16 protein-coding genes are annotated in these 16353 nt (G+C 64.7%); 10 read left to right on the forward strand and 6 right to left on the reverse strand.

Going from position 1 to position 16353, the window contains the following annotated elements; all coding sequences use genetic code 11:
- The first annotated feature begins 28 nt into the window (after positions 1–28).
- Both clpB and ttfA read left to right on the forward strand, forming a co-directional pair.
- The gene (clpB, locus tag AC5Y5C_RS03235; protein ID WP_499968919.1) at positions 29–2584 is read left to right on the forward strand and encodes an ATP-dependent chaperone ClpB; all 2556 of its coding nucleotides are present in this window, start codon (positions 29–31) and stop codon (positions 2582–2584) included.
- Positions 2585–2751: 167 nt separating this feature from the next.
- Positions 2752–3486 (forward strand): trehalose monomycolate transport factor TtfA, encoded by a 735-nt coding sequence (ttfA, locus tag AC5Y5C_RS03240; protein WP_499968921.1) that lies wholly within the window; start codon positions 2752–2754, stop codon positions 3484–3486.
- Here the strand turns inward: ttfA and AC5Y5C_RS03245 are convergent.
- The gene (locus AC5Y5C_RS03245; protein WP_499968922.1) at positions 3483–6281 is read right to left on the reverse strand and encodes an MMPL/RND family transporter; all 2799 of its coding nucleotides are present in this window, start codon (positions 6279–6281) and stop codon (positions 3483–3485) included. The two genes, ttfA and AC5Y5C_RS03245, sit on opposite strands and share 4 nt — an antisense overlap.
- Entirely contained in the window at positions 6281–6748 is a 468-nt protein-coding gene (locus AC5Y5C_RS03250) for an MmpS family transport accessory protein (protein ID WP_499968924.1), read from the reverse strand. The genes AC5Y5C_RS03245 and AC5Y5C_RS03250 overlap by 1 nt, the downstream gene beginning before the upstream one ends.
- Before the next feature lie 239 nt (positions 6749–6987).
- On the opposite strand from AC5Y5C_RS03250, the gene AC5Y5C_RS03255 reads away from it, so the two are divergent.
- From AC5Y5C_RS03255 to AC5Y5C_RS03280, 6 genes are read left to right on the forward strand one after another with little or no spacing between them, the layout of a single operon-like run.
- Complete coding sequence (locus AC5Y5C_RS03255; RefSeq protein WP_499968926.1) at positions 6988–7752, forward strand: SDR family NAD(P)-dependent oxidoreductase; 765 nt, start codon at positions 6988–6990, stop codon at positions 7750–7752.
- Entirely contained in the window at positions 7739–8311 is a 573-nt protein-coding gene (pyrE, locus tag AC5Y5C_RS03260) for an orotate phosphoribosyltransferase (protein ID WP_499968927.1), read from the forward strand. Before AC5Y5C_RS03255 ends, pyrE begins: the two co-directional genes overlap by 14 nt.
- Positions 8308–9222, forward strand: a complete 915-nt coding sequence (locus tag AC5Y5C_RS03265; RefSeq protein ID WP_499968928.1) for a hypothetical protein — start codon at positions 8308–8310, stop codon at positions 9220–9222. The genes pyrE and AC5Y5C_RS03265 overlap by 4 nt, the downstream gene beginning before the upstream one ends.
- Complete coding sequence (locus AC5Y5C_RS03270; RefSeq protein WP_499968930.1) at positions 9215–9898, forward strand: TrmH family RNA methyltransferase; 684 nt, start codon at positions 9215–9217, stop codon at positions 9896–9898. Before AC5Y5C_RS03265 ends, AC5Y5C_RS03270 begins: the two co-directional genes overlap by 8 nt.
- A 32-nt stretch (positions 9899–9930) precedes the next feature.
- The gene (locus AC5Y5C_RS03275; RefSeq protein ID WP_499968932.1) at positions 9931–11028 is read left to right on the forward strand and encodes a glycoside hydrolase family 76 protein; all 1098 of its coding nucleotides are present in this window, start codon (positions 9931–9933) and stop codon (positions 11026–11028) included.
- Between the two features lies 1 nt (position 11029).
- Entirely contained in the window at positions 11030–11461 is a 432-nt protein-coding gene (locus AC5Y5C_RS03280) for an acyl-CoA thioesterase (protein ID WP_499968934.1), read from the forward strand.
- Here the strand turns inward: AC5Y5C_RS03280 and AC5Y5C_RS03285 are convergent.
- Positions 11458–12117: a DedA family protein gene (locus AC5Y5C_RS03285; RefSeq protein ID WP_499969345.1), complete on the reverse strand. Its 660-nt coding sequence runs from the start codon at positions 12115–12117 to the stop codon at positions 11458–11460. The genes AC5Y5C_RS03280 and AC5Y5C_RS03285 overlap by 4 nt on opposite strands.
- A 119-nt stretch (positions 12118–12236) precedes the next feature.
- On the opposite strand from AC5Y5C_RS03285, the gene fbaA reads away from it, so the two are divergent.
- Positions 12237–13295 (forward strand): class II fructose-bisphosphate aldolase, encoded by a 1059-nt coding sequence (gene fbaA, locus AC5Y5C_RS03290; protein WP_499968936.1) that lies wholly within the window; start codon positions 12237–12239, stop codon positions 13293–13295.
- 48 nt (positions 13296–13343) lie between these two features.
- On the opposite strand, the gene AC5Y5C_RS03295 is transcribed toward fbaA, so the two are convergent.
- Positions 13344–14123, reverse strand: a complete 780-nt coding sequence (locus AC5Y5C_RS03295; RefSeq protein ID WP_499968938.1) for an Rv0361 family membrane protein — start codon at positions 14121–14123, stop codon at positions 13344–13346.
- Between the two features lie 104 nt (positions 14124–14227).
- Between AC5Y5C_RS03295 and AC5Y5C_RS03300 the strand changes: the two genes are divergently transcribed.
- On the forward strand, positions 14228–14656 hold the full coding sequence (locus AC5Y5C_RS03300; RefSeq protein ID WP_499968939.1) for a DUF3151 domain-containing protein: 429 nt from the start codon (positions 14228–14230) through the stop codon (positions 14654–14656).
- A gap of 90 nt (positions 14657–14746) precedes the next feature.
- Here AC5Y5C_RS03300 and AC5Y5C_RS03305 read toward each other — a convergent pair whose 3' ends face one another.
- Both AC5Y5C_RS03305 and AC5Y5C_RS03310 read right to left on the reverse strand, forming a co-directional pair.
- Entirely contained in the window at positions 14747–15511 is a 765-nt protein-coding gene (locus AC5Y5C_RS03305; RefSeq protein WP_499968941.1) for a site-2 protease family protein, read from the reverse strand.
- Positions 15512–15520: 9 nt separating this feature from the next.
- On the reverse strand, positions 15521–16192 hold the full coding sequence (locus AC5Y5C_RS03310) for a peptidase M50 (RefSeq protein WP_499968942.1): 672 nt from the start codon (positions 16190–16192) through the stop codon (positions 15521–15523).
- Positions 16193–16353: the final 161 nt, after the last annotated feature.

Below are 16353 nucleotides of genomic sequence, written 5' to 3' on the forward strand. Positions count from 1 at the left end.
AGCATTTCTCTCAACCAACGGAGGTGTTGTGGACTCGTTCAATCCGACCACCAAAACCCAGGCCGCGCTGACAGCTGCCCTCCAGGCGGCGACCGCAGCGGGCAATCCTGAAATTCGTCCCGCGCACCTGCTGGTGGCGCTGCTGAGCCAGACCGATGGCATCGCCGCGCCGCTGCTGCAGGCTGTGGGCGTCGATCCCGTGACCGTACGCAACGAGGCGCAGGCCATTGCCGACCGGCTGCCCCAGGTCAGCAATGCGAGTGCCAACCCGCAGCTATCGCGTGACTCCATCGCCGCGATCACCACGGCACAGCAGCTCGCCACCGAGCTCAATGACGACTTCGTGTCCACCGAGCACCTACTCGTGGGCCTGGCCACCGGTGATACCGGGGAATCGGGGATCGCTCAACTCCTCGCCAACAACGGCGCCACACCGAATGCGCTGCGTGATGCGTTTGTTCAGGTGCGCGGTAGCGGCCGGGTGACCAGCGCCGAGCCCGAAGCGACGTTCCAGGCGTTGGAGAAGTACTCCACCGACCTGACCGCTCGTGCCCGTGAGGGCAAACTCGATCCGGTGATCGGTCGTGACACCGAGATCCGCCGCGTCGTGCAGGTGCTCAGCCGGCGGACCAAGAACAATCCGGTCTTGATCGGAGAGCCCGGTGTCGGTAAGACCGCCATCGTCGAGGGGCTGGCGCAGCGCATCGTCGCCGGTGACGTGCCCGAAAGTCTGCGTGGCAAGACCGTTGTATCGCTGGATCTGGGTTCGATGGTCGCCGGCGCCAAGTACCGGGGTGAGTTCGAGGAGCGACTCAAGGCGGTCCTGGACGAGATCAAGAATTCTGCGGGCCAGCTGATCACGTTCATCGACGAGCTGCACACGATCGTGGGTGCGGGCGCGACCGGTGAGTCGGCGATGGACGCCGGCAACATGATCAAGCCCATGCTCGCCCGTGGTGAGCTGCGTTTGGTCGGCGCCACCACGCTCGACGAGTACCGCAAGTACATCGAGAAGGACGCCGCGCTGGAGCGCCGGTTCCAGCAGGTGCTGGTGGGCGAGCCCTCGGTGGAGGACACCGTCGGCATCCTTCGCGGGCTCAAGGACCGCTACGAGATCCACCACGGCGTGCGGATCACCGACTCCGCACTGGTAGCCGCCGCGACCCTGTCCGACCGGTACATTACGTCGCGCTTCCTGCCGGACAAGGCCATCGACCTGGTCGACGAGGCCGCATCCCGGCTGCGCATGGAAATCGATTCGCGCCCTGTCGAAATCGATGAGGTCGAGCGCGTGGTCCGTCGTCTCGAGATCGAAGAGATGGCGCTGTCCAAGGAAGATGACGAGGCCTCGAAGCAGCGCCTGGTGAAGCTGCGTGAGGAGCTCGCTGCGAAAAAAGATCAGCTCTCCGTACTTACCCTGCGTTGGCAGAATGAGAAGAGCGCCATCGACGTGGTGCGCGATCTCAAGGAGCAGTTGGAAACCCTTAGGGGTGAATCCGATCGCGCCGAGCGCGACGGAGATCTCGGTAAGGCCGCGGAGCTGCGCTATGGGCGCATTCCCGAGCTGGAGAAGAAACTGGAGGCAGCACTTCCCGGAGCAGAGGCGCGTGAAAGCTTCATGCTCAAAGAAGAGGTGGGACCCGACGACGTCGCCGACGTGGTGTCGGCCTGGACGGGTATCCCGGCCGGGCGGCTCATGGAGGGCGAGACGGCCAAGCTGCTGCGCATGGAAGACGTGCTGGGTGCGCGGGTCGTCGGTCAGACGAAGGCTGTAGAGGCCGTTTCCGATGCGGTGCGCCGCGCCCGGGCCGGTGTCGCCGACCCCAACCGACCCACCGGTTCGTTCCTGTTCCTGGGGCCTACCGGCGTCGGTAAGACCGAGCTGGCCAAGGCGCTCGCGGACTTCCTGTTCGACGACGAGCACGCCATGGTGCGCATCGACATGTCCGAATACGGCGAAAAGCACTCGGTCGCAAGGCTTGTCGGCGCCCCGCCGGGATACGTCGGATATGACGCCGGCGGCCAGCTGACTGAGGCGGTGCGGCGACGCCCGTACACCGTGGTGCTGTTCGACGAGGTGGAGAAGGCGCACCCTGACGTGTTCGATGTGCTGCTGCAGGTGCTCGATGAGGGACGTCTCACCGACGGACAGGGACGCACGGTGGACTTCCGGAACACCATCTTGATCCTCACCTCAAACCTGGGGGCCGGTGGTTCCGAGGAGCAGGTGATGGCTGCCGTACGTGCAAAGTTCAAGCCGGAGTTCATCAATCGTCTGGACGACGTGCTCATCTTCGAGGGCCTCAACCCCGAGGAGCTGGTGCGGATCGTCGACATCCAGCTGGGGCAACTGCAGAAGCGGTTGGCTCAGCGTCGATTGACGCTCGAAGTGTCCGAGCCCGCCAAGAAATGGCTGGCTCACCGTGGATTCGACCCGATCTATGGGGCGCGTCCGTTGCGGCGCCTGGTGCAACAGGCGATCGGCGACAAGCTCGCCAAGCAACTGCTGGCCGGTGAGGTGCACGACGGCGACGTCGTTCCGGTGAACGTCAGCGCCGATGGCGACTCGCTCGTCCTGGGCTGACGCCTGAGCGGTAACCGCGAGCGTGCCGCTGCTGTGAGATTCCGGCCGATATCTCGCAGTGAGCGCACGCTCGCGGTGCTGCTCCGCCCATCACGGACCGGTAACTGTCGGTCACGATCCGAGCGCTCCGCGCGGTAGTTGGGCCGACACCGGTTAGGCTGTCGCGGATGGCTCTACTTTGGTTCACGCTGTCCGCGCTTTGCTTCGTCTGTGCGGGCGTACTGCTGTACGTCGATATCGGCCGCCGCCGCAGCCGCGGACACCGCCGGAAGGCATGGGCGCGATCTCACGGCTTCGACTACATGTCGCAGGACAAAGAGATCGTCAAGCGCTGGAACCGTGGCGTGATGTCGAGCGCGGGATCAGCCGCGGCCGCCAATGTGGTCCTCGGACAGATTCGTGGCGAGGCCGTCTACGTCTTCGATCTGGAGGATGTCGCGACCATCATCGCGCTGCATCGCAAGGTGGGCACCAACGTCATGGTGGACCTGCGACTCAAGGTCATGCAGGAACCCCGCGAATCCGATATCTGGCTGCTCGGTGCCATTGGCCCGCGCATGGTGTACTCCACGAACCTGGATGCCGCCCGTCGGGCCTGTGACCGGCGCATGGTCACCTTCGCTCACACCGCGCCCGAGACGGCAGAGGTGTTGTGGAACGAACAACACTGGACGCTCGCCGCGTTACCCATCAACAGCAACCGTGACCAGTGGGACGAGGGCCTCAAGGCCGTCCGCCAGTTCAACGACCTGCTGCGGGTGTTACCCCCGTCCGGGGAATCGGCACCCTCGCCCATCCAGGCCGCAGAACGCCCCAGCCGGCCCGTCGGCAGCAGCTCTGCGCCTGCCGGAGATCGGCAGCCCGCCCCCGTGGGTCAGGGCAGCCAGCCGCCCAGCCGTTAGGAACGCCGCCAGAGCTGATTGATCGGCAGCGGCCACCAGAACTTCTTGTCGAGGATCACCGCGAGTGTGGGCACCGTGAAGGTGCGCACGACGAACGTGTCGATGATCAAGCCCAGTCCGATCGTCGAGCCCATTTGTGCGACGTTGACCAGACTCGACCCCATCATGGCGAATTGTGTCATCGCGAACACCAGTCCCGCCGTGGTCACCACCCCGCCGGTGCCGGCAATGGTGCGGATGACACCCGTGCGGATGCCGGCGCTCATCTCTTCCTTGAAGCGCGATGCGACCAGCAGGTTGTAGTCGGCACCCACCGATATCAAGATCGCGAACACCGCGACAGGCACCGACCAGTGCAGCTGGATGCCGAGCACATGCTGCCAGATCACCAGGGCCAGACCGAGAGTGGATGCGAAGGACACCAAGACCGAGCCGATGACGATCAGCGATGCCACCAGCCCGCGCAGCAGGAGCAGCACCACCGTGAAAATCACCGTCAGGCAGCCGATCATGATCAGTTTTTCGTCGCGGTCGAGCATCACGCGCATATCGCCGATCAGCGCTGCCGGTCCGGCGATCTCGACCACGCTGCCCTCCAAGCGAGTGCCCTTGAGGGCGTACTTCATCTCGTGCGCCAGGTCTCGGACGCGCTGGATGCCTTCGTCGCCGTAGCTGCTGCCGCTGCCGATGGCGATCATGCGTGTGGTGGTGCCGTCCTCGGAAAACATCATCTTCAGGTACGGCTTGAATCGCGGGTCCGAGAGCATTTGTGCGGGGAAGTAGAAGTAGTCTCCGGTACCGGCGCTGCTTCGGCCGAGGTCCTGCATGAGCGAGGTCATGGTGTCGATCTGCGACATCATTTGCGTCATCTGCTCGTTGGTCTCGGTCATCAGATCCTGCATCGAGGACATCGACTCGAGCATGCGCGGCATCGTCCGTGCGGCCTGGGTCAAACCCCCGGTCATGGACCCCGAAGTGCTGACGAGGCTGCGCATCTGATCGGTGACACTCGACATGTTCTCGAAGTTCGATAAGGTCGATTGGGCACCCACGCACATCGGATCGGCGGCGCAATTGGGTTGTGCACGCACCGCTTCACGGACCGGCCCCATTGCCGAATTAAGCTGTGACTTCAGCTGATTCAGGCTGGACTGAATGGGTTGGGCGGCGGCACTGAATTGCTTGGCGCCCTGCTGCGCGGTCCGCAAGGTGCCCTGTAGGCCGTGGAGCGTGGACATCATCGAGTTCATATCGTCGGTCATGGCGTGCATCCGCTGCTGCCGCTGTTCCATGACGATCTTGTTCTGCGACATCAACGTTCCAGCCATCCGCACGCTGTACATGAGTGAGGTTTGATCCATGGGCGTGCCGGTGGGCCGGGTGATCCACTGCACCGATGCCACGCTGTCCAGCTTGGTGATCTGTTGTGCGGCCTTCTCCAGGAGCCCGATGTTGGCCGAGGTGCGCAGGTCTTCCGGAGCCCGGATCAAGATCATGTCGGGATTCATCTGTCCCGCCGGAAAGTGTTCCTGAATCGCGTTCATACCGGCCGCGCTCGGCATGTCCTTGGGGATGAATTGCAGCTCGTCGTAGTTGAAGGAGGCGCTGGGGATCACCATCATGAGCAGGATCAAGGAGGCGAAGGTTGTGACGAATATCGGTCGGGGCCAGCGTGCCACCCGGATACCGACCCGGCGCCACAGTCGAGTCGACCGGATGGTCGATCTGGGCTCGAACCAGCCGAATCTGCGAGCCCCGATAAGCAGTGCACCGGGCGTCACCGTCACCGCGGACAGCACGGTGAAGATCATCGTGATGGCCCCGGGTAGACCCATGGATTTCATCATGTCCAGTTGCGCGAATGACATGCAGGACAACGCACCCGCGACAGTCAGCCCGGACGCGATCACGACCGGTGCCACACCCCGGTAACTGGCGCGGAACGCATCGTCGATGCTGAGGCCGGCACGCCTGCCCTCTTGATAGCGGCCGATGAAGAAGATGGAGTAGTCGGTGCCGGCGCCCAGCGCCAGCGCACCCATCAACGCATTGGTCATCATGGACGTGGGAATCAGTCCCGCCAGGGTGAGGAAGCTGGTCACCGGGGTCGCGATACCGACGGCAACGCCCACGGTGATCAGTGGCAGGAACGCGACCACAAGTGAGCGGTAGACCAAAAGCAGCAGACCGCCGACAAGCACGAGCGACAGCCCTCCGATGATCACGACATCACGCATCATCGTGTTGATCTGGTCGGCGGCGGCCTGGCTCGTTCCGGTGGCATAGACGGTGGTGCCCGGCGGCTTCGCGATGTTATCGAGGATGTGTTGCACGGCCTTGGCGGATTCCATGGCCTTGGGTCCGCCGATCTCGCCGGCCAGCTGCAGCTGGGCGAGCGCCACCTTCTTATCCGGGCTCTCGGATGCGGTGGCGAATTGCGGATCGGACCACATGTCCATGCCCGGTTCGACGTGCGCGGTGTCGGCTCGCAGCTCCTTCATCAGGTGGGCACGAAACTGGCGATCCTCCTCGGTGAATGGCTGGTCCTTGACGACGACGACCGCGGCAGTGTTGTTCGACTCGGATTCCCCGAACGCCTTGGCCATGTGTTTGAGCGCCGCGGCGGATTGAGTGTTGGTCGGCATCATGGGGCTGCCGTGGGTCAGGGCGAGTTCTTCGAGGTTGGGTGCGGATGCCATCAGACCGCCGGCCACCATCATCAAGAGCCCGATGATCACGGCGGCATGCCTGCTGATGACACCGGCGAAGCGTCCGAATATGGGGCTGTCGTGCATCAGTGACCGCCTTGCGGTTCGAGTTTCTGGAATGCGACGAGATTGCAGCTCACCGAGGGAGTGCGGCCGATGTCGGTCTTCTCGTCGGCCACTGTGCCGTCGACGGTGATGCGGCAGGTGACGGTGTCGGTCGATATCGCCGTCACGCCCGCCGTGAATCCGAGGTCGCTGGTGGTCAAGCTCGTGCGCCAGGGTGCGGGGCCATTGAAGAGCTTGGACTGGCCCTTTTCGTCCAGATAGGACACAGTGACGGGCCGGCCGTTACTGGACACCTCATACGTGACGGTTTTCGGTTGGCTGAGCGACATGGCGCTGATGGCTTGCGCCGTCGGGGTGGCTTCCGGGGTGGGCAGTGCAACCTTCGGTGCGGTGGTTATATAGGTGCCCGCAGCGATCCATAACGCTACGAGTACCGGGTAGATCCAGCGCTGACGCTCGATGAGCCACACCACCAGCCGGTCGAACACTTCGCGATGCTAGCAATGCTTGATCGCGCAAGCGGCCATTTTCGGACAACTTGTACCAGTAACTTTTAGTACCGGTTACAGGCTCGTGGGCCACGTCCGGCCAGCCGGTACGCTGACCAACCATGGCTGACGGTCTTCACGCAAGCGGTTCATCCGCGGCTGATGGTCTTCACGCAAGCGGTTCATCCGCGGCTGACGGTCCTCGTGCAAGCGGCCCTGCCCCAAATTCCGTACGCCCCGTGGCACTGGTCACCGGCCCCACCTCGGGCCTGGGGGGCGGTTTCGCCCGCAAATACGCCTCTCTCGGATACGACATGGTGCTCGTCGCCCGTGACGAACAACGCCTGAGCGCTCTCGCCGACGAGCTCACCTGCCGATATGGCGTCCACGCCGAGGCGCTGCCCGCCGATTTGGCCGATGCCGCCGATCGCGCGAAGGTCGCCGAGCGCGTTGCGGCGGGGGTGTCCGTGTTGGTCAACAATGCTGGTTTCGCCACTGCCGGCGAGTTCTGGACGGCGGCGCCCGCGCTGTTGCACGCGCAGCTCGACGTCAATGTCACTGCGGTCATGGAGCTCACCCGCGCGGCGCTGCCCTCGATGGTCGAGGCAGGTGCGGGCACCGTCATCAACGTGGCGAGCGTGGCAGGCCTGGTGTCCGGGCGCGGCTCTACGTATTCGGCGTCCAAGGCCTGGGTGGTCTCCTTCACCGAAGGACTGGCAAATGGGTTGTCGGGTACCGGCGTTGGTATGCACGTGCTGTGCCCCGGATTCATCCATACCGAGTTTCACGAACGGGCCGGAATCGAGATGGGCACCATTCCGGAGTTCATGTGGCTCCAGGTCGACGATGTGGTCAACGCGTGTCTGCAGGACATCGCTGCCGGTAAGGTGCTCAGCGTTCCCGGGCTGCAATACAAGGCGATCACATCGGTAACACGGGTAATACCAAGAGGTTTGGTGCGTAAATTCAATAGCGTGGTAGGACGGGGTCGTGGCAGAACTTGATGTAGGACCGGATCTGAACGTGGCCGAGCGCGACGAGCTGGCGGCCTTGGTCCGCGATATCGCGGTGGTGCACGGCAAGGTCACATTGTCGTCGGGCAAGGAAGCTGATTACTACGTGGACCTGCGCCGGGCCACACTGCATCATCGTGCCGGTGCGTTGATCGGGCGGCTGGTGCGCGAGCTGACCAGCGACTGGGGCTATGCCGGTGTGGGTGGACTGACCCTCGGTGCCGATCCCGTCGCGACGGCGGTCATGCACGCCCCCGGACGGCCCATCGACGCGTTCGTGGTGCGCAAGTCGGTGAAAGCCCATGGTATGCAACGGCTTATCGAAGGTTTCGAGGTCTCAGGGCAAAAGGTGCTGGTGGTCGAAGACACCAGCACCACCGGCGGCTCCGCGCTCACGGCCGTGCATGCGGTCCGTGAGGCCGGTGGCGAGGTGATTGGGGTGGCCACCGTCGTCGATCGTGATACCGGTGCCGCCGAGGCCATTCGCGCCGAAGGTGTTCCCTATCGGTATGTGTTGGGACTGGCGGATCTCGGCCTGGCCGGATCGTGACCTTCCGCCGGGCCCTCGTCGCGTTGCTCGCCGGGGCCCTGATCTTGACGGGCTGCTCGAAAGATCCTGACAAGCAGCTGGTTTACGGTGCTCAGGCCGCCAAGATCGGTGAAACGCAGAGCCTGTTGGGTTGGAACCTCAGTGTCGCCAACCTGAGATTCCAGAACGGGTATGTGCTGGTCGACATCACAGGAGCGATCGCCAAGCCGGGGGAGAAGCCTGCCGCCGCCCAGGATCTGCGTTTTGGGTTGTACGGGTCTTTGGCGCATCCGCTCGAAGTGCCGGCGTTGAACGGCTGTCGTGACCTGGCCGACCTTTCCGTGCATCCGCTGACCGCGACGCCGTCCCTCGAGGCCGCGACCGGCCTGACCGGCACGGTGTGCCTGGGGCCGATGCAGAACCAGAGCGCGGTGCGTGGTGTGTACGTGTATTCGGCGAAGGATCGCATCGCCGGAACCACCGTGGCCTACCCGGTGGCCTACCCGATGGGGCTGCTGCCCACCCCACAGAACGACTCCGGTCTGGTGATCGTCACCAAGAGCATGGAGGCATGGAGGGCAAGCGGGCAGCAGATCAGCCAGGTGGATTTGGGCGATCCGAATGCATTTACCGGCAACGGATTTTCGCTGCTGGGCCTGAACATCTCGGGGATTGCGGCGCGCTACCGCGACGAGTCGGCCGAGCGCGGTGGTCCACTCATGGTGACGGTGGCGCCGACGCTGCCCGGAGAGGGGCTGGCGCGCAGCTGCGCCATCTACGGAGCATCGGTGCTGGTGCTTCCGGACGCGGCCCTCGACGCCGTGCAGATGCAGCCGTCGTTGTGTCTCCAGGGGGAGATCAACGCCGCGGTGCTCGCCGGGACGCTCTCGGTGATCGGCACTCACGCCGCGGTCTGGATGAACCGTGAGTGAGGATCCGAAGGATCAGAAGGATGCCCCCGCCGAACCTTCCCTATGGGGCGCTAGCGGCAACGGAGTGGGGCCGTGGGCGGTCGAACGGGGTTTGCCGCTGCCGGCAGACCCGCGCTATGACCCGGAGCTGCTGCGCGATGGCGACGCCCGCAATGTGGTTGACGCCTATCGGTATTGGCGGCGTGAGGCAATAGTCGCGGATATCGATACGCGGCGGCACCGGCTGCATATAGCCATCGAGAACTTCGAAAACGACGCCAATATCGGGACGGTGGTGCGCACGGCCAACGCGTTCGCGGTGCGCACCGTGCATATCGTCGGCCGGCGCCGCTGGAATCGGCGTGGTGCCATGGTCACCGATCGCTACCAGCATCTGATGCACCATGACAGCACCGAGCAGCTTCTGGAGTACGCGAAGCTGACCGGCCTGACGGTGGTGGCCGTCGACAACGTGCCCGGCTCGGTGCCTCTGGAGACCGCGGTACTGCCCGCGGACTGCTTGATGGTGTTCGGGCAGGAGGGGCCGGGCGTCACCGATGTGTCGAAAGGCGGTGCGGTGATGACGGTTTCGATTGCGCAGTTCGGATCCACCCGCAGCGTCAACGCCGGGGTCGCGGCCGGTATCGCCATGCACGCCTGGATCCGTCAGCACGCCGACTTGACCAAGGCGTGGTAGCCCGGGGATGGGTCACCCTTAGTATCGGGTGCATGGATGTGCTGTGGGCCAACCGCGCCAGTAGCGCGGAAGCCGCAATCACTGCCAGACACTTCTCGCCGTTGTGGCATCTGCCGCGTATGCGCCTGGGCATCGTCACCTGGCCGCCCGCGCCGGGTGCCACCTGGTTCAAGAACTGGCACTACTGGTGGCAGGCGCATCTGCAGGACTGCCTGATCGACGCGCAGCTGCGCGACCCACGCCCCGACCGGCTCAGGTACATCGCGGATATGCAACGCGCACACCGCTTCCGCAATGTCTTTATGTGGACCAACCAGTACTACGACGATATGGCCTGGTTGGCGCTGGCGATGCAGCGAGCCTCCGAGCTACTGGGCGTGGAGCGCCCCCGCGCGCTCAATCGGCTACGGCAGCAGTTCCTCGATGCATGGATGCCGCAGTATGGAGGCGGCATACCGTGGCGTAAACAGGACAGGTTCTTCAACGCCCCCGCCAACGGCCCGGCGGCAATCGTGTTGGCGCGCACTGGAAGAGTGTGGCGGGCCGAGGTGATGTCCGACTGGATCGACAAGACACTCATCGACCCCGAATCGCATCTGGTCATCGACGGCATACAGGAGGACGGCACCCTGGAACGGGCGACGTACACCTACTGCCAGGGCGTGGTGTTGGGGTTGGAGACCGAGCTCTCGGTGCGCACCGGCGAAGCCCGGCACGCCGAGCGCGTACATCGTCTCGTCCGCGCGGTGAGGGATCGGATGACCGAGGAGGGCGTCATCCGGGGCAGCGGCGGTGGAGACGGGGGGCTGTTCAACGGCATACTCGCCCGCTATCTGGCGCTGGTGGCCACGATGCTTCCGGAGAACTCCCCGCAGGACACCGAGGCACGGGCTGCGGCCCGCGACATCCTCTTGACCTCCGCGGAGGCGGCCTGGGCCAATCGGCTGATTGTGGAGGACCTTCCGTTATTCGGCGCGGATTGGACGCGGACGGCGGATCTGCCGACCGCGCACGCGCCGGCCTCGCAGTTCATTGCCGGTGCGGTCAACCCCTCGAAGGTGCCCGAACGGGACCTGTCGGTACAGCTGTCCGGGTGGATGCTGCTCGAAGCGGCGCACGTGGTCGCCTGAGATGGCGCGCGAGGATTTCAGCTTCTTTCATCCGCTGCGGGTGCGGTGGGCCGAGGTCGATATGCAGGGCGTGGTTTTCAATGCCCACTATCTGGCGTACTTCGATGCCGCGCTCACCGAGTACTGGGCCGCCCTGACCGGTGCACGCAGCGCCACCGGCGACGGGGTCTTTGAGCACATGTACGTGGTGAAGTCGGTCATCGACTATCACCGGCCGGCCCGCTTCGATGACGTCCTGGACCTCGGGGTGCGCATCGCCCGGTTGGGTACGGCGAGCATGACGTGTCACTTTGAAATTCACCGTGGCGGCGAACATCTCATCACCGGCGAGACGGTGTATGTGCACGCGATCGATGGCACATCCGCCCCCTTCCCGGATGCCTTCCGGGACATGGTGGACGAATTCGAGAAGACTCCGCTCGAGGGCGCCTAAGCCTCCGGTGCTGCCTCGCGGCTCTTCGCGGCCTTGCGGCGGCGCATCCATTCGAAGAACATCGGGGCCACCGAGGCCAGCACGATCAAGATGAAGATGGGCTCGAGCAGCTTCTGAATGATCTCGAACTGACCCAGCCAATAGCCCAGCAGTGTGAGACCGACGCCCCACACCACGGCGCCCAGGATGTTGTACAGAGCGAAGATCGGATAGCTCATCCTGGCCGCACCCGCGGTGATCGGAGCCAGGGTCCGCACGATCGGCACGAACCGGGCGATCACAATGGCGAACGGTCCGCGCTTCTCAAAGAAGGCGTGCGCCTCATCGAGGTACTTCTGCTTGAGGAAGCGGGCTTCCGGCTTGAACATCGACGTGCCGATGCCGCGACCGATCCAGTAGCCGACCTGGCCGCCCAGGATGGCCGCGATGGGGATGAAGACCAGCAGCTGCCATAGCTGAAAATTGGCCTGTGCAACACCGTCGGCCGCTGCGGCGGCAGTCCCGGCCGCCAGCATCCCGGCCACGAACAACAACGAATCGCCGGGCAGCACCGGGAACAGCACCCCCGATTCCACGAAGATCACCACCAGCAACCCGAGTAGCGCCAAGGTTCCGAAGTGACCGAGCAGTTTGATCGGATCCAGGAAATCTGGCATGAGCGCCAGGGTGGTCACGGATTCGGGTGCTGCCAGCAAGTTCACGGCGCCAACAGTACCGTCGATATCTATCGTCAACCTGGCTGCCTTATGGTGAGGGGCGAATCCGCAGAGCTGACATGGAGGTCGTCGAAGTGCCCATCGCCACGCCCGAGGTCTACGCCGAAATGCTGAACCGGGCCAAGGAGCATTCCTTTGCCTTCCCGGCAATCAACTGCACCTCATCGGAATCGATCAACGCCGCGATCAAGGGTTTCGCTGACGCGGGTAGCGACGGCATCATTCAATTCTCCACCGGTGGTGCGGAATTCGGTTCGGGTCTGGGCATCAAGGACATGGTGACCGGCGCGGTCGCGCTCGCCGAGTTCGCGCATGTGGTCGCCGCCAAGTACGGCATCACCGTCGCCCTGCACACCGACCACTGCCCCAAGGACAAGCTGGACAGCTTTGTGCGTCCGCTTATCGCCATCTCGCAAGAGCGCGTGGCCGCCGGGCAGAACCCGCTGTTTCAGTCGCATATGTGGGATGGCTCGGCGGTGCCGATCGGCGAGAACCTCCAGATCGCGCAGGAACTGCTGGCCGCCACGGCAAAGGCTCATATCGTCCTCGAGGTGGAGATCGGCGTCGTCGGGGGCGAAGAGGACGGTGTCGAGGCCGAGATCAACGAGAAGCTCTACACCTCATCCGAAGACTTCGAGAAGACCGTCGATGCGCTCGGTGTCGGCGAGAACGGCCGGTACTTGCTGGCCGCGACCTTCGGCAACGTGCACGGTGTGTACAAGCCGGGCAACGTCAAGCTCAAGCCGGAGGTGCTGGCCGAGGGGCAGCGCGTCGCCTCGGCCAAGCTTGGCCTGGCCGAGGGCTCCAAGCCGTTCGACTTCGTGTTCCACGGCGGCTCGGGCTCGCTGAAGTCGGAGATCGAGGACTCGCTGCGCTACGGCGTGGTGAAGATGAACGTCGACACCGACACTCAGTACGCCTTCACCCGGCCGATTGCCGGGCACATGTTCGCCAACTACGACGGTGTGCTCAAGATCGACGGCGAAGTGGGTAACAAGAAGACCTACGACCCGCGCAGCTACCTGAAGAAGGCCGAGGCCAGTATGACCGAGCGCGTCATCGAGGCCTGCAACGACCTGAAGTCGGCGGGCCGGTCGGTCTCCGCCGGAATGGCGTAGAGCTGTTTCGCCGAGTGTGAGCGTTAGCGCTCGCACTCGGCGAGTCCGTCAGTCGGACTGGCAGATCTTCCATTCCTTGTCTCGGAACTGCAGATCGAAGCTCCGCGAGGACCGGGTCTGTGGCGCAAACGCCATGAACGAGGTGACGTTGGCTTCGGCGTGCTCGCCGTTGACCACTACCTCGTCGATGCTGGCAACCACCGGATATTGCTTGGCGGCCGCCACCTTCTGATACGTCTGGGACCACTCGGCGTCGGGGTAGCGGACGTAACCGTCGCGTGTCTCGCCGCACGTGATTGTCCGCAGTGCCGCCAGGTTGCCGGTCTGGATGGCATTGTCATAGTTCTGAATGCTGGTGCGCACCAGCTCTTCTTGTGATGCCTTCGGTGCGCTGGTGCGCGAGATGATGACCGCGGCGAGGACGATCACTGCAGCCAGCGCGGCGACGACGAGTGCCAGCGCGATCACCCAGCCCCAGCTGCGCTTCTCCTCCTTGCGAGGAGCGATCGTCTCGGGGGTCGCGGCCTTGGGGCGGGCCTGGGTCGCCAGCGGCGCGATGAGCTCGGTTTTCGGATCGTCGCCGACGGGCGCGATCATCTCGGTCTTGTTGGCGTCGAATCCCGGTGCCGTGTAGCGCGGAACGTCGGGCTTAGCGGGAGCCATCACGACCGTCTGGGCGTCATCGAGCGGAGGGACCGGCCCGGTGTCCGCGGTATCGGATATCTCCGGGGTGTTCGCGGCGCCTTCCGGCTGCTCGGCGGAGTCCGCAGGCTTCTCGCCCTGTGCGCCGGGCTTGGCCTCGGAATTTCCACCGGTGGGGTTCGCCATGCGTCTCGTTCCTTATCCGTGCTGAGCGCTCTTTTGCGCAGGCGCGATCGACCGCGCCCACCCTATCGCGATCGCGGGAGGCGGTTCGCGTCAGAATGGGATCCATGAGTCCAATGCATGATCTGCTGGGTCCCGAGCCGGTGCTGCTACCCGGAGACGAGGACGCCGAATCCGCCCTGCTCAATGGCCAAGATCCCGCCGCGGTGGCGGCGGCGTACCCGTCCGCCTCGATCGCCTGGGCCGAACTGGCCGAGAACGCGCTGGACGGTGACGGCTCCGTGGGCAGCACCGTGACGGCGTACGCCTTCGCGCGTACCGGGTATCACCGCGGCCTGGACCAGTTGCGACGGAACGGATGGAAGGGCTTTGGTCCGGTGCCGTATTCGCATGAGCCCAATCGTGGCTTCCTGCGGGCGGTGGCGGCCCTCGCGCGTGCCGCCCAGTTGATCGGTGAGGACCACGAGTACGCACGGTGCTGTGATCTGCTCGACGACTGCGATCCGGCGGCCCGGCCCGCGCTGCTTCGGTCCTGACGTCACTTCCGTCGACACGCCGTGTTACGGCGGCAGTGTGCGATACGAACCTGCCACCAGGCGGCGTGTCGACGCGGAGGGAGGGCTCGGCTAGAGCAGCTTGCCCCAGAAACGGAACAGCCAACCGCCCACGCGGGAGAGATCTGGGTCGACGCCCAATGACGCGACGATCCAGCAGACGGCGTCAAAGAATGCCCTGTTGATCGGCGGCGACATCAGCAGCACGAACAGGATCAAGAATCCGAACGTCTTGCCATTGGCAAGCGCGCGCTGGGTGTTCGGGCTCAGATGGGGTTCGAGCGCACCGTAGCCGTCCAGTCCCGGCACCGGCAGCAGGTTGAGCACCACCGCCGTCACCTGAAGAAATCCGAGGTAGGCCATCGCCGCCCAGAACACCACATGGTCGCGGTCGGCGAAAAGCGCGGTCGTTCCCAGAATTAGCACCGCGAGTACGGCATTCGCGCTCGGCCCGGCCAGGCTCACCAGAGTGCGCTGCCGGTTGGTCATGCCCGCGGTGTGCACGTACACTGCGCCACCCGGAAGCCCGATGCCGCCGAGTGCGATGAACACGAGGGGCAGCACGATGGAGAGCACCGGATCGGTGTACTGCAGCGGGTTCAGCGTCAGATATCCGCGTGCGCCGGTATCGCCGAAGCGCCAGGCGGTGTAGGCATGCCCGAACTCGTGCAGGCATAGCGAGACCACCCAACCGGCGAACACGAAGACAAACACGCCACCACGCGCCAGCGGCTCGGTCGAATTGCCGCCGAGCCACGCGAGCACCGCCCCGGCGATGGTGAGTGTGAGGAGCGCGAGAAAAACAGGGCTGGGCCGGACCGACTGCGTGACGTTCACGGGCAAAAGCTACCCGACGAGCAACCAGCCCGTTTGGTGCCGATAGAACGTGGACCGGGTGACGGGACGAGGGCCCGAGATACCGTCACGGACGACGACGGCCCCCTCGGAGCCCAGCTGGGCGGCCCGTCCGGTGACCCAGCGGCGGGGAACCAGACGCGCTCGGCCTCGTACGGAGGCCCGCAGGCCCGGCAGCGACTCCATGGGTTCGACATCGACGGTGGCGATGCCCGCGAACAGCAGGGTGTCATCGACGGTGGCCTCGCCGGTGACCCCGCCGCCATCGTGGCTCTGCCATGAGGCACGTCCGGCGAGGGCGGTGCCGGTGTCATCCCGGATAAGCGGCACCCGGCGTGCCTGGCCCTTGCGGGCCCGCCGTGCCGCACCGACCCCGATCCGGTAGATCCGGCGTGTCCGCGAACGGCGGTCCGGTACAAAACCCAGTTCCACGTCCAGCCTTTCGGCGCGCATCAGCCGGGTCAGCACCTGTCCGAGATCGGCATCTGCGCCGACCACGATGAGCCGCGTCGCACCGTCGGCAAGGGTGTCCACGAGCGCGCGCACGGCGTCGGAATCCTGCACCCTGTCCACGAGGAGGTCACGCAGAGCGCGGGGCAGCCGGCGTTCACCGAACAGCAAAACCCGCGCGGGCGCCGTTTCGCTGCCGCCCGGGGTACTCACGATGGATCTCCTTCGTCGGTGGTGAATACGTACGGTGCCCTCGCATGCTTGCGCTTTTGCGATACAGTGGCTCACCGGCTGAACAACATTTTGCACGCGCAGCGTCGCGCCGCCTTCGCCCAGCCGGAAGGACTGTGTGTGCTGCCAACAGGGAAGCGCAG

The organism is Mycobacterium sp. NGS15 (assembly GCF_059813245.1).